This is a genomic window from Thermogemmatispora onikobensis, from assembly GCF_001748285.1.
Classification (GTDB): Bacteria; Chloroflexota; Ktedonobacteria; order Ktedonobacterales; family Ktedonobacteraceae; genus Thermogemmatispora; species Thermogemmatispora onikobensis.
Genome location: NZ_BDGT01000001.1, coordinates 155,874 through 169,207, shown reverse-complemented (window position 1 = coordinate 169,207; position 13,334 = coordinate 155,874). Strand labels below are relative to the sequence as shown.

Below are 13,334 nucleotides of genomic sequence, written 5' to 3'. Positions count from 1 at the left end.
AGCAACTCACCCGGAAAGAAGAGAAGGGAAAGGAAAGGAAGGCAGGAGAAAAACGATGAGAAGAAACTGCGTCCTGGCGGTCGACGGCGGCAACACCAAAACCCTGGCCCTGGTAGCCACCCTTGACGGCCAGATCCGCGGTTACGGACGTGCCGGCTGCGGCGACATCTACCACATTCCCCCAGAGGAGCGAGCCAGCCCCCACGAGCCCGCGGCCCTGCTCGAAATCGAACGAGCCGTCGAAACCGCTCTCAGGCAAGCCGAGGCCCGCCCCACAGACCTGGAGGCCGCCATCTTCAACATGGCCGGGGCCGACTGGCCAGAAGACTTTGCCCTTCTGGAGAGGGCCATGAGAGCCAGAGGCTACGGGCAACGGCTGCTCATACAGAACGATGCCCTTGGGGTACTCCACGCCGCCTGCATGGGAAGCCTGACCAACAGCGGCGTCTCTGTTATCTGCGGCACCGGAGCCGCCACCGGAGCCAGAGGGCCAGACGGACGCACCTGGCACTCCAGCCACTGGCAGGACAGCGTCCAGGGAGCCAGCCATCTCGGCCAGCAGGTCCTGACCGCCGTCTTTCACGCCGAACTCGGCATCAGTCCACCCACCACCCTACGCGAGCGCGTCCTGGCCTACTTCGGCGCCAGCAGCGTCGAAGAGGTCCTCCATCGCCTCAGCGCGCGCTTGCCCCAGGAAACTCGCCCGCCTGGGGGACTAGCAGCAGCCCTCCTCGACGAAGCAGAGGCCGGCGACCGCACCGCTCGCCGCCTGGTCAGCGAGCACGGCAGCGCCCTGGGAGACTTCGCCAACGTTGCGGCCCGGCGCGTCGGCCTCGAAGGACAGCCTTTCCCTCTGGTACTGGCTGGCGGCGTCCTGCGCCATCCCTCCCCCCTGCTGGCCGAGGCCATCATTGCCCGCGTCCACAGCCGCTCACCGCAGGCGCAGCCTATCCGCCCCCGCTTCGAACCGGTTGTTGCGTCCTCTTCAGTGCCCTGGAGCTGGCCGGCCAGCCCATCAACGAGCAGCTCATCTCGCGCCTCGTCCCAACGCTACCACCAGCCAGCTTCTTCGACACCCTCGACTGACCTGCACGACCTGCACACCAACGCCAGAGCCGACGGAAAGACCCTACTTAATCTTATCCAGGGCCACGACCGTGACCAGGAAAACAGTAAAGGAACCAGCACCGAAGCTGAGCCAGGGCATGGTGCCACCCACAATGATCAGACAGATCACCGCCAGAGCGAGGATCGTCACCATTGCCATCAAAACGACCAAGAAGCGAAAAAGATTGACCTGCTCTGCCCGAGGCGGATAGACCTTCGAAGGCTCTCCGACCAGACGCGACTCAGGCTCGCTACCAGAACCAGCAGGCTGCGGCTCCCCTGCATAGTGTCCGTAGGGGATCTCACGGAAAGCCTCGCCCTCCTGTCGAGACATCATCCCAAGGGTACCTCCTTCTCTGGCTCCAAAGGGGAAACGAAACAACACTGAGAGATATACGGGCGAGAGACCCAGGAGTTACAGGAGTTACACGAGCATGCCCCTTCCCAGAGAGGAGCGACAGCGGTCAGCCAAAGTGCATATGCGCTACCGCCGTATGAGCGAGCAGCTTCTGAGCATTGCGCCACAGAATTTTCTCGCGCACCTCGGGAGAGAAAAAGTCGAGGGCCTCGAAATCGCGCAGCCAGCGCTGCGGTGTAATAAAAGGATAGTCGGAACCGAAGAGAATACGATCCTGCAGGCGGGTAGCAGCCTCACGTAGCAACGACTGAGGGATATACTTGGGGGACCAGCCAGACAGATCGTTATAGACATTAGCCTTATGCTGCAGAACAGCAATCATCTCATCATGCCAGGGCCAAGAAGGATGGGCCCCAATAATCGTCAAGCCGGGGAAATCGGCGGCCAGCGCATCCAAATAAATCGGGCGCGTATAATCGAGCTTAATCCCCATCCCCCCCGGCACTCCGGCGCCCAGGCCATTCGTCCCTGTATGGAAGAGAGCGGGCACCCCCAGCTCCTGAATCTTCTCCATCAGCGGATAGAAGGCCCGATCATGAGGATAGAACGCCTGCACACCAGGATGGAACTTCACCCCAGCCAGGCCCAAGTCCTTAATAGCCCGCTCGACCTCCTTCACTGCCGCCTTCCCCTTATGGGGATCGACGCTCGCGAAGCCAATGAACTGCTGGGGATAGCGCTGCACAATCGCCGCCACATAATCGTTGCCCAGGGGAGGTAGACCGGTCGCCGTCTCAGCATCCCAGGCCAGCAGCACCCCGACCATATCCACCGCAGCATAATCAGCGGCCAGCTGCTCAATATCCTTCAGCTTGACCTCCGTCCGGAAAAAGCGCTCAGCGGCCCTGGCATAAGGACCAAGCGTCACCTGGATAAACTCAGTCGTCGGCAGATGCACATGAAAATCAATAGCACGTGGCATGGCCTGCATACACCTCATCACTGAATACTCTGGCGCAGCCGCAGCGCAGCGCAGCGCGTCTGCCAGCCTTCCCCCTCATTGTAACACAGGGCAGAGCCACCCCATGCCACCACCCGGCCTGGCCTGGTCAGGAAGCGACTGACACACTGCAAGCAGACAGTCTTCCCAAACAGCCCGGTGGCTGCCCGCCCTGCCCGTTGAGAGCGCTGGGCAGGCCCACCATCCACTGAATTGACAATCGCCCCCACTCCCCCTATACTTGTCTGCAGGCTCACCCAGGAAGAACAAAAGGGACGTGGCTATGTCGTTCACCGAAGATGAACTGCAATCCTTCAACACCATACTCGAGCGCCGCCTGACCATCCACCGGCAGGAGATGGAACGGAGCTTCGAGCAGCGCCTCAGCACCCTGAGCCGCGACTTCGAGCAGCGCCTCAACCAGCTCCAGCAGGAGCTGCTTCGCAGCCTGACCCACAAGCTCAACGACCAACAGAACGAACTCAACATCGCCCTCAGCCAAAAGCTCGGCACCCAACAGACGCGACTGACGCAAGCCCTGGGTCACGAAATCGAGCAACGCCAGCACCAGCAGCAACAGCACATCGAGAGCACGCTCGACCGTCTGCTGGCTGCCCAACTGATGGGCATCGAGCAACTGCTCAACCAACTGCTCAACCAACACCAGCAGCCCCCAGCCCCCAGTGCCAGCGAGAACGCGCCCGGCGGCCCCGACGCTGCCGAGCCTGGCGCCAGCGATGGAGAAGAGCCAGCCTCACCTCCCCCGCCCGAAGCCGAAGCCGAAGCCATCGAAGTCCAGACCGAACTCTCCTGGGACGACCTCATGGAAGCCATCGGCAGGGCCCTCGACGAACGCCTGGAGCGTCTCTACAGCGCCCTACACGAGCTGGCCAGGAACTGGGAGCAACACCTGACCGTCCAGCGCAGCAGCAGCGCCAGCAGCGCCGTTGAACCCTACCACGGCAACCAGGCCGCCTTCCAGCAAGTCTTCCAGAGCATCGAACGGCTAGAGCAGCTCGTCGAATCCCTCCAGGTCGCCATGACAGCCAACCACGCGCTGCTCTCGAACCGCCTCTACCACCATCAGCACCTGCCCCTCGAGCGCGCACACCCCAGCAGCCGTCAGCCCCATCACGCAGGCACCCCCCCAGGGCCAGAACCACACGTCTCTCTGGCCGAAGAGGACGAGCACGAAGAAGAGGACTGAAGGGACCACCCAGGCAGGCGCCCCCGCTCGCCTTCCTTCCTCCCCCCTTCCCTCCCTCCCACGGTGGTCCCCTAACAAGCAGCAGTGGCCAGTCTGTCTACCAGCAGCTGGCCACCGACCCCGGCCACAGCCACACAACCAGACCCACCCCCAGGCACGGACGGGCAGAAGCGCGTCAGGGTCAGGAATATTCGTAGAAGCCGCGCCCACTCTTGCGGCCTAACATCCCCGCCGCCACCATCCGACGCAGCAGAGGCGGCGGCGCATAGAGCGGCTCCTTATACTCCTCATAGATCGCCTCTGCCGCCCACAAAGTCGTATCAAGGCCCACATAATCCAACAACGTAAACGGCCCCATCGGATAGCCACACCCCAGCCTCATGGCCGTATCGATATCATCGCGCGAGGCCATCCCGCTCTCCAGCATACGGATGGCTGAGAGCAAATAAGGAATGAGCAAGAAATTCACAATGAAACCGGCGGTATCCTTCGCCAGCACCGGCGTCTTCCCCAGCGACTCCGCAAAGCGACGCACCGTCTCAATCGTCTCATCCGAGGCAGTAATCGGCCTGACAACCTCAACCAGCTTCATCACCGGGGCCGGATTAAAGAAATGCAACCCACAGACCTGCTGCGGGCGCCGCGTCACCGCCGCCATCTGCGTCACACTCAGCGAAGAGGTATTCGACACAATCAGCGCCTCTGGCTTGAGCAAGCGATCCAAGGCCGTAAAGAGCCGCAGCTTCTCCTCCATACGCTCCACGACCGCCTCGATCACCAGATCGCAAGCGGCCAGCTCCTCCACCGCGAGCGTCCCGCGCAAGCGTCCGCGAAACTCCTCAGCCTGCTCACGGGAAATCTTACCCTTACTCACCAACATCTCCCAGGCTTCAGCGATGCGCCCGAGACCCTTCTGCAACAACTCCTCATTGACCTCACGCACCACAACCTCATAACCGGCCTGCACACATGTCTGGGCAATACCACTGCCCATCAGGCCGCAACCAACGACACCAACGCAGCGAATCGTTGTCAGCGCCATGAAGGCTTTCCTCCTTTCATCCAAAACAAGCAAGGCAAGTACCACCCAGCAGCCGGCCACCCAGCAACCACCGCAGAGCCGGCTGCGTGCCCACCCGACCCCCCACCTACTATAGCACTGCGCCCCGGTTCCGAGACAAGGCCCAATCCTTCTTGACTTTTGGTCAAATTTGAACTATATTCAATAGTGGGCAGGGCACAGACGGGCCGAGCGAGCGTGGAACGAACAGGAGAACGGCCTGACGCTCGGTTCGGCCCGGCCCAGCCTGGACCGGACCGGTCAAGGGGTTGACCGGCGCAGCAAGCCGTCACCACCAAAGGAGGAACACGCATGGCATCGCGCTACTGCATCATCGGCGCTGGCTACTCAGGTTTGGGCATTGCCCGCGCCTTCCAGGAGGCTGGTGTCGCCTTCGACATTTTCGAGAAGAACGACGACGTCGGTGGCAACTGGCTCAACGGCGTCTACGATGCAACGCACATCATCTCCTCACGCAACAGCACCGGCTACGAAGAGTACCCCATGCCGGCCAGCTATCCTGACTTTCCCAGTCGGCAGCAGGTGCTTGACTACCTGCGATCCTACGCCGACCACTACGGGCTCCGGCGCTTCATTCAATTCGGGCGTCGCGTCGAACGCATCGAGCCGCTTGACCCCCGCGGCCTCAGCGGCTGGCGCGTCACCCTGGACGATGGGCGCAGCCTGGAATATCGCGGTGTCATCGTAGCGAATGGCCACCATTGGGACCGGCGCATCCCCCACTATCCAGGGAGCTTCAACGGCAAGACGCTCCACTCCAAGGACTACAAAAACGCCGACGACTTCGAAGGGGAGCGTGTCCTCGTCGTCGGGGCCGGCAACTCCGGCTGTGACATCGCCGTCGAAGCGGCCCTCAGCAAGCGCATCAAAGAGGTTGCCATCTCCATGCGCCGTGGCTACTACTTCCTGCCCAAGACCATTGCCGGCATCCCCGTAGCTGAAATGGAAATGCCCTGGATGCCGCTCTGGCTCCAGAAAGGCATCATCAAAGCTGCCCTGGCGCTCATTGTCGGTCCCAACTCACGCTATGGTCTCCCCAAGCCGGACCATGATCTCTTCGACCGCCACCCGATCGTCAACTCCCAGCTCCTCTACTTCATCCGTCACGGCCTGATCCAGCCCAAGCCTGACATTGCCCGCCTGGACGGCAAGCAGGTTCATTTTGTCGATGGCAGTAGCCAGGAGTTTGACACCATCGTCTGGGCCACCGGCTTCAACGTCTCCTTCCCCTTCCTTGACCACAAGCTCTTCACCTGGGAGCACGGCTATCCTCGCCTGGTAGCGCACCTGATGGCCCCCGACCTGGCCAATCTCTACATCTTCGGCCTGCTGCAACCCCGCGGCGGAGCTGGCCCGCTCATCAGTCGCGGCGCTCGCCTGCTCGTCGAGCTGATCCGCTGTCAGGAGCGACTGGATGCTCCCCTCGCCAACCTCGTGGCCCGCTGGGAACCGCCTTCGGCCCACTACCTGGTCGGCGTCCAGGAAACCATGCGCTCCATCGAGCGCCTGCGCCGTCGGCTCCAGCGCCTGGCCCCTCGCGGTAGCCGGCCTGGGGACCTCAGCCGCGACCAGAGCCAGCCGCAGCCCGCTACCGAGACCACACCTGGCTACGCCGTGCCCGCCACCGGCCATGCCAGCCAGTCCTGACAGGCTGGCCAGCAGCACGGAGGGAGGAATACCATGCAAAGCCACCAGCGTGGCCCATTGGTCGGCAAGCGGGTACTGATCACTGGCGCCGCAGGGGCCATCGGCAGTGCCACCGCGGCTGAGCTACGCCGGCAAGGAGCGCGCGTCATCGGCCTGGATCGGCGCGGCGGCGAAGACATCATTCAGGCCGACGTCACCAGCAGCGAGGCCGTTGAGCGCGCGGTCGCCCAGGCCATCAATGAGCTGGGAGGGCTGGATCTTCTCATCAACCTCGCCGGCATCGGCCTTCCCCAGGACGCGGGCGCCCCGCCGAGCGAGGATGTCGCCCTCACCCTCGAGGTCAACCTGCTTGGCCCCTGGACAGTGACGGCCTATGCCTTGCCGGCCTTGTTGGCGTCGCATGGGCGCGTCATCAATGTGGCTTCCGGTCTGGCTTTCGCCACGGTCCCCTTTGCCTCAGCCTACGCCGCCAGCAAGCGCGCCCTGGCGGCCTGGTCGGACGCCCTACGCATGGAATATGGCAGCCAGATCGGCGTCACCACTGTCTACCCGGGCTACGTCCGCACGCCCATCCACGCCGCCTCCGAGGCCGCCGGCCTCTCCCTGGCCGACCTGGTACGCGAGGAGCCGCTCGAGGCCGTCGTGCGGACCATTGTACGCTGTTGCCGCGGGCGCGTGCGCCGCGATGTGGCTACCACACGCCTGGGCGCTCTGGAGATTGGCCTGGCACGGCACTTGCCTGCCCTCGTCGACCTGGTGATTCTACTCCGCCTGCGCCGCCTGGCTCGTGCCCATCGCTACGACCGCTCGCCGCTGGCCCGGAGCATGATCAAGCGCTGGGGGATAACCTGATGCTTCACAAGCAGAAACGCAAAACACGCCGCGAGCGGCTCATTGAGGTCGGCCTGGATCTCTTTAGCAGACACTCCTACGATGAAGTGGCCATCGACGACATCGCCGCCGTCGCCAACATCTCCAAGGGCCTGCTCTACTACTACTTCCCGACGAAGCACGATTTCTACCTGGCTGTGCTTCGCCACAGCACCAGCCAGCTGCTGGAGCTGACCGAGCCGGATGACTCCCTGGAGCCGCTGGAACGCCTGCGCGTCGGCCTGCTGGCCTACTTCACCTTCGCAGAGATGTATGCACGCACCTACGTCGCCTTACTACGCGGCGGCGTCGGCGTCGATCCCGAGGTCGCGGCCATCCTCAACCACGTGCGGCAAACCTACGTCGAGCGCGTCTTGCAGGGCCTGCCGGAGAGCGAGCGCCACCTGCCCGCACTGCGCCTGGCCATCACCGGCTGGGTCGGCTTTGTTGAAGCCCTCAGCCTCGTCTGGTTGGAGGAACGGCAGCTGAGCAAGGAGCAGCTCGCCGAGCTGGCGATTCGCACCCTACTGGCGACAATCAATAGCTTGCACGAGCTGGGTAGCTCTTCGCGCTGACGGGACGGGACACGGCGGGAGAGGCCAGGGCCAGGCGCGAAGGCCGCTGGCCCCGCTCCGCTCACCTGCATCCAGGCACTCGCGCGACTCTTTTCGCTTGCTTGCAAACCACAGAGGAGGGAAATGGGCAATGGCCGCCTTTCAGACACGCAGTCAGGTCGTCACTGTCGATGGCATCCCGGTGCGCTACGAGTACGCCGGCGATGGCGAGCCGGTGGTTTTTGTCCACGGCCTCTCTGGCTCCACCAAATGGTGGGCCAGAAACATTCCTGCCATCGCCCAGCACTATCGCGTCTACCTGGTCGACCTGCCTGGCTTCGGCGCCATGCGGCGCTTTCGGCGCCAGTTTCATCTGTTGCGCGCCCCCCAGTGGCTTGACCGCCTCTGCCAGACGCTCGGTCTCGATACCTTCTCACTGGTCGGCCACTCGATGGGAGGCTACGTCTCTCTGGCCCTGGCCGCCCAACGCCCTGAGCAGGTCAAGCGCCTGGTGCTGGTGGCCTCCATCGGCATCCCTTTTGAGCGCTCGGTGGCGCAGCTCCTCTGGCCCACGGCTCTGGCTCTGGCACGCACAACGCCGGCCTTCTGGCCAACCTTACTCTACGATGGGGCCCGCGCCGGCACCCTGATGATCCTGCGCGCTGCCCACCAGATCGTGGCCCTGGACGCTCGCCCGCTCCTCCCAACGCTGCGCACTCCAACACTGCTCATCTGGGGCGCCAAGGACGACCTGGTCCCGCTCTCCTTCGGGCACCAGCTCCATGCCGCCATTCCGCAGGCACGTCTCTACGTAATCGAGCGCGCCAATCACATTTGTATGTATGATCAGCCACAGCTCTTCAATCAGGCCCTCCTGGCCTTTCTTAAGGGCCAGGAGGTCGGCGAGCTGGCTCCTGCGCCCGCCACGCTACCAGGCACCAGCCGTCTGTCTCGCCAGCCTTGACTGCCTGAGCCGGAGTCGTCACACCATCTGACCGTCTGTCTGTCTCTGGGAAAGGGGGAATCGCTCTCTATGGTGCAAGCGCACGCGCCTGAGACACCGATACAACACCGCCAGCCCGCCACTCCCAATCTGCGGGAGATTCTGGCTTTACTCTCGCGACGCAATTTGCCGATCACGTTTCTTCGCCTCGCCCGCAAGTACGGCGATGTGGTCCACGTCAAGGGCGGCCCGCTGGAAATCTTTTTGCTGAGCCACCCGGAAGATATCCGCGAGGTGCTGGTCGTCCAACATGCCAATTTCCACAAAGGGCAGGGGGTGCGGATGACCAGCCGCATGCTCGGTCAGGGCCTGCTGACCAGCGAGGGCGACTTCCACAAACGGCAGCGCAAGCTGATCCAGCCGGCTTTCCACCGCCAGCGCATCGCCTCCTACGCGACCACTATGGTCGAGGAAGCCGCACGCCTGGCCCGCTCCTGGCAGGATGGCACGGTCGTCGATATGGCAGAGGAGATGATGCGCCTGACCCTGGTCATCGCCGGCAAAACCCTCTTCAATGTCGATGTCGAGCGCGAGGCCAGTACCGTCAGTCAGGCGATGGCCGTCGCTATGGAGGCTTTCATCAAGATCGGCCTCTCTCCCTGGGCCGAACAGCTCGAACTCCTACCGCTGCCGATCCGCCGCCGCTTCTACCGCGCCCGCGATGAGATGGATCGCGTCATCTACCGCATTATCGAGGAGCACCGCCGCAGCGGGCGCGACCAGGGCGACCTGCTCTCCTGGCTGCTGGAGGTCCACGACGAGGAGGGGGCCATGAGCGACGAGCAGCTGCGCGATGAGATGACAACGCTGCTGCTGGCTGGCCACGAGACAACTGCCAACGCTCTGGCCTGGACCTGGTACCTCTTAGCCCAGCACCCCGAGGTGGCCGCCCGCCTGCGCCAGGAGGTCGTCCAGGTCCTCGGCGACCGCTTGCCTACCGCCGACGATTTCCCGCGCCTGACCTACGCCGAGTGGGTGCTGGCAGAGTCTATGCGCCTCTACCCCCCTGCCTGGGGGATCGACCGCACGGCCATGCGCGACTGCGACATCCGTGGCGTGACTATCCCTACCGGGGCCCGCGTCATCATGAGTCAGTACGTCGTCCACCGCGACCCGCGCTTCTACCCGGAGCCGGAGCGCTTCTTCCCAGAGCGCTGGACCCCCGAGGCCCGCGCCGCTCGCCCGAAGTTCGCCTACTTCCCCTTCGGCGGCGGCCCTCGCCTCTGCGTCGGGGAGCCGTTTGCCTGGATGGAGGGCGTGCTGGTGCTGGCCACCTTGATTCGCTCGTGGGAGGCAGAACTGGTACCGGGACAGCGCATCGAACCCGAGGCCGCGGTGACGCTCCGCCCGCGCTACGGCATCCGCATGCGCCTGCACCAGCACCAGCGCAGCGCGGTGACAGTCTGATCTGACAGGAGACCCTGTACATCGGAGGTATCGGAGGTAAAGGAGCCGGGAAATGCAGGAGAGCACGCAGGCTGGACGCTCCCTTTCCCCTTCTTTGTCCTCCATCCGCTTGTCCTGGCTTGTCTTGGCTGTCTTGACCTTGCCCCACCATCTTCACATACCCCACCCTGCAGCCCGCCCAGGCGCTGCCAGGGTGGGGCCCCCCGCCCTGGAAGAGAAGAAAGGAAAACCCGCCAGACCCCGGACCGGACGCGCCTGCACTGCACCCCTCTAGCGATCGGACTGGGCTGCTAGACCTCCTGCCAGAAAGGCCCGGATGGCCTGGGCCGGCCCAGGGTCGATGCCGAAGACGATGGTGTAGTGGTTGAGTGTCGGAAACTCGATCAGCTGCGCCTGCGGAAGATGGGCCACCAGCTCGCGAGCCGCCTCTCGGGAAAGCAACTGATCATCTGGGGCAAACATGCCTGCCCCCGCCCGCAGGACCAGGGTCGGAGCCTGCACATGCTCCCACTGATCCGCCGGACGCGCCTCCTCCACCCGCTTCCCCTCCTCCAGCACGCCTTCCCGAAAGACACGCGAGCGCACGCTCCCGTCGGGCAGCCGCTCGACATCGTGCTCCAGATAGCGATCGAGATACGCATTCCACCAGGGTCCCAGAAAGGGCAGCCCCTGCAAACGCCGGCGGTATTCCTCGAAGGACGCGACTGGCGTTCCCAGACGCGCAATCGAGGCGCTGAGCCAGGCTGGCTGCTCCTCGGGAGTGCGCCAGGGCAGGGGCGCCCCGGCATCGACAAGAATGAGCTTGCCGACACGCTCTGGACGCCAGGCGGCATAGAAGAGGGCAATCAAGGCCCCCAGGGAGTGCCCCAGCAGCGCCACCCGCTCCAGACCCAGGACTGTCAGCAGCCGGTCGAGATCAGTAGCATGGATCGGCACACTGTAGCCCTGAGCTGGGCGCTCGCTTCTGCCTCGCCCGCGCAGGTCATAGGCCAGGACACGATAGTCCGTGGCCAGAGCATCAGCTAACGCCTGGAAACAGAAGGCATTGGCCGTCAGCCCATGCAGACAGACCACTGGTGGACCTGCCTCCCCCCACTGCACAACGTGGAGACGTAGCTCACCTACAGCAACGAGTTCATCCCGCACAGGTTCGATCAGGGTAGGCATGCCTCTTCTCCTCACGACAGAATTGCTCCCACTTGCGTGCCGTGACCTCCGGCCACATGGCCCCTTCCTGCAGACGCACCTCCTTGCGCTGCCAGCCCCGCTGCTGCTGCTCAGGACTGAGACTCTTCCAGAGCACTTCGTAGATGACCTCCCGGTAGCAGCGCGGATCTGGGGGAAAGAGCAGCGCTTGCTGGCTGTCTTCAAGATAGAAGTAATGACCCCGCTGACGGTACCAGTGACGGATCTCCTCTTGCCCTCGCGCTGGGGTAGCCATCTCCGCGACCTGCTCAAGACGATGCCTATAGCTGGCAACGCCAAAGGGAATGCAATGCAGATGGGCATGAAAGACTGTCTGACCAAAGACACCGTGCTCCCAAAAGAGCAACGGCGCGTAGAAGCGCGCGGCAAAATGGCTGACCAGACGCTTGAGCGCTCGCAGCTCCTCATCCAGACCCGCTGGCACAGCACCATAGCAGGCATAATGGTCCTTCGGTATGATGAGCAGATGCCCCTCAACCAACGGTGCATGGTCGGCAACGAGCAGGAAGCCCGACGTCTCATGCAGAACTGTGGTCAGGGACGAACGATCGCAAAAGACACAGGGAAGGCCGGGCCGGTCCCCGTTGGGCGCGGGAACCTGGAACTGCTGGTCCGCATCCTGTGACGACATCAACGAGCTCCTCCTCTTTCGAGTCACGGGTAACCCCCTGGCCTGGCGAGCAGTAGGCCCAGACCAGCCGTGGCGGCCTGGGCCGGCGTGAACCTTCCTTCCTTCCCCGCACCACGAAGGAAGGAGGCTGAGGCTTCCCCCCCCTCCTTTCCGGTCGGTCTCAGCCAGCGTGGCGGAAACCAGTCTCGGCCATCGTCAGGGGCGCCCCTTCCCGCTGCAGACCGGCCCCTACGACCTCGGCCACCAGCAGCGTCGAGTCGCCGGCAGGCACGGTGTGCCGTACCTCACAGGCAAGCCATCCTAGCGCCTCATCCAGGATCGGGCAGCCCCCTGGTCCTGGATGAAAGGCCACTCCCTCTAGCTTGCGCGGATCACGCAGGGCCGATTTGCCGAGCTTGCCCGCCAGCTCGCGCGCCCCCGACGGCAGCACGTTGACCACAAAGGCTCGACTGCGCAGGATCATGGGCAACGACCGCGAGTCGTTCTCTACCGAGACGGCGATCAGCGGCGGCTCAAAGGAGACTTGTGTCAACCAGTTAGCCGTGAAGGCGTTGACTTCTCCTCCATCGGCACAGGACACGGCATACAGACCGTAGGTAAAGAAGCGCAATACCTGTTTTTTGGCAGCCAGATCCATAAAACCAGCACGCTCCTCCTCTTCTCGTGCGTGGGGTAGTTACCTCGTGGCGCCTTGCCCTGCCCTTCAGCATATCACGACCGCTGCTTGATGGCCACCACCCGGCCCCCTGTCATCGCCTGCAGCTCAGCAGGCGTCAGGGCAAAGAGCGCCGAGGGCGTACCGGCAGCCGCCCAGATGCGTTCATAGCGCAGCAGGTCCTCATCGATAAAGGTCTCTAGCGGCTCCTTATGCCCCACGGGCGGCACCCCACCAATGGCGAAGCCCGTCCGCTCTTTGACAAAGTCCGCATTGGCGCGTTCGATCGGCTCGCCAACCAGTTCCCCCAGACACCCCTCATCGACACGGTTGGCTCCGCTGGCTTCTACCAGAATCGGACGCCCGCTCTCTCGACCGCGGAAGACCAGCGACTTGACAATCTGCCCCAGGGCACAGCCCACGGCCCGCGCCGCTTCGCTGGCCGTGCGCGTCGAAGTCGGCAGCTCGACAACTTCACAGCGAAAGCCCCCCGCGGTCAGCGCCTCCTGCACACGACGCGCCGCTGGACTCAGATGCGCAAACTCCTCAGTGGACATTGCTCCTCCGTCTGTCTCTCCTTCCTTGCCTGCTGACGTGGCAGAAGCGAA

Annotated in this window: 13 protein-coding genes; 7 read left to right on the top strand and 6 right to left on the bottom strand. The window is 63.6% G+C overall.

Going from position 1 to position 13,334, the window contains the following annotated elements:
• The first annotated feature begins 55 nt into the window (after positions 1-55).
• Positions 56-1,495, top strand: coding sequence for an N-acetylglucosamine kinase (locus BGC09_RS00650; RefSeq protein ID WP_069801262.1), 1,440 nt, complete (start codon positions 56-58; stop codon positions 1,493-1,495).
• Between the two features lie 76 nt (positions 1,496-1,571).
• Here BGC09_RS00650 and BGC09_RS00645 read toward each other — a convergent pair whose 3' ends face one another.
• Entirely contained in the window at positions 1,572-2,447 is an 876-nt protein-coding gene (locus tag BGC09_RS00645) for an amidohydrolase family protein (RefSeq protein ID WP_176728807.1), read from the bottom strand.
• A gap of 301 nt (positions 2,448-2,748) precedes the next feature.
• Here BGC09_RS00645 and BGC09_RS00635 point away from each other — a divergent pair, with 301 nt between their 5' ends.
• Positions 2,749-3,672: a hypothetical protein gene (locus BGC09_RS00635; protein WP_069801259.1), complete on the top strand. Its 924-nt coding sequence runs from the start codon at positions 2,749-2,751 to the stop codon at positions 3,670-3,672.
• Positions 3,673-3,853: 181 nt separating this feature from the next.
• On the opposite strand, the gene BGC09_RS00630 is transcribed toward BGC09_RS00635, so the two are convergent.
• Positions 3,854-4,714: a 3-hydroxyacyl-CoA dehydrogenase family protein gene (locus BGC09_RS00630; RefSeq protein ID WP_069801258.1), complete on the bottom strand. Its 861-nt coding sequence runs from the start codon at positions 4,712-4,714 to the stop codon at positions 3,854-3,856.
• Positions 4,715-5,044: 330 nt separating this feature from the next.
• Here BGC09_RS00630 and BGC09_RS00625 point away from each other — a divergent pair, with 330 nt between their 5' ends.
• The 5 genes from BGC09_RS00625 (at position 5,045) to BGC09_RS00605 (ending at position 10,234) form a co-directional block, all read left to right on the top strand.
• Complete coding sequence (locus BGC09_RS00625; protein ID WP_069801257.1) at positions 5,045-6,400, top strand: flavin-containing monooxygenase; 1,356 nt, start codon at positions 5,045-5,047, stop codon at positions 6,398-6,400.
• Between the two features lie 33 nt (positions 6,401-6,433).
• Positions 6,434-7,252, top strand: coding sequence for an SDR family NAD(P)-dependent oxidoreductase (locus BGC09_RS00620; RefSeq protein WP_069801256.1), 819 nt, complete (start codon positions 6,434-6,436; stop codon positions 7,250-7,252).
• Entirely contained in the window at positions 7,252-7,845 is a 594-nt protein-coding gene (locus BGC09_RS00615) for a TetR/AcrR family transcriptional regulator (protein WP_069801255.1), read from the top strand. Before BGC09_RS00620 ends, BGC09_RS00615 begins: the two co-directional genes overlap by 1 nt.
• A 130-nt stretch (positions 7,846-7,975) precedes the next feature.
• Positions 7,976-8,788, top strand: coding sequence for an alpha/beta fold hydrolase (locus BGC09_RS00610; protein WP_069801254.1), 813 nt, complete (start codon positions 7,976-7,978; stop codon positions 8,786-8,788).
• Between the two features lie 69 nt (positions 8,789-8,857).
• Positions 8,858-10,234 (top strand): cytochrome P450, encoded by a 1,377-nt coding sequence (locus BGC09_RS00605; protein ID WP_084657786.1) that lies wholly within the window; start codon positions 8,858-8,860, stop codon positions 10,232-10,234.
• A gap of 270 nt (positions 10,235-10,504) precedes the next feature.
• On the opposite strand, the gene BGC09_RS00600 is transcribed toward BGC09_RS00605, so the two are convergent.
• The 4 genes from BGC09_RS00600 to BGC09_RS00585 all read right to left on the bottom strand — a co-directional run bounded on the left by BGC09_RS00600 (position 10,505) and on the right by BGC09_RS00585 (position 13,283).
• Positions 10,505-11,401, bottom strand: coding sequence for an alpha/beta fold hydrolase (locus tag BGC09_RS00600; RefSeq protein WP_069801253.1), 897 nt, complete (start codon positions 11,399-11,401; stop codon positions 10,505-10,507).
• A complete protein-coding gene (locus BGC09_RS00595; protein WP_069801252.1) occupies positions 11,370-12,071 on the bottom strand; it encodes an HIT family protein in 702 nt (233 codons plus the stop codon). The genes BGC09_RS00600 and BGC09_RS00595 overlap by 32 nt, the downstream gene beginning before the upstream one ends.
• Before the next feature lie 160 nt (positions 12,072-12,231).
• Positions 12,232-12,708: a flavin reductase family protein gene (locus BGC09_RS00590; protein WP_069801251.1), complete on the bottom strand. Its 477-nt coding sequence runs from the start codon at positions 12,706-12,708 to the stop codon at positions 12,232-12,234.
• Between the two features lie 74 nt (positions 12,709-12,782).
• Complete coding sequence (locus BGC09_RS00585) at positions 12,783-13,283, bottom strand: YbaK/EbsC family protein (RefSeq protein ID WP_069801250.1); 501 nt, start codon at positions 13,281-13,283, stop codon at positions 12,783-12,785.
• Positions 13,284-13,334: the final 51 nt, after the last annotated feature.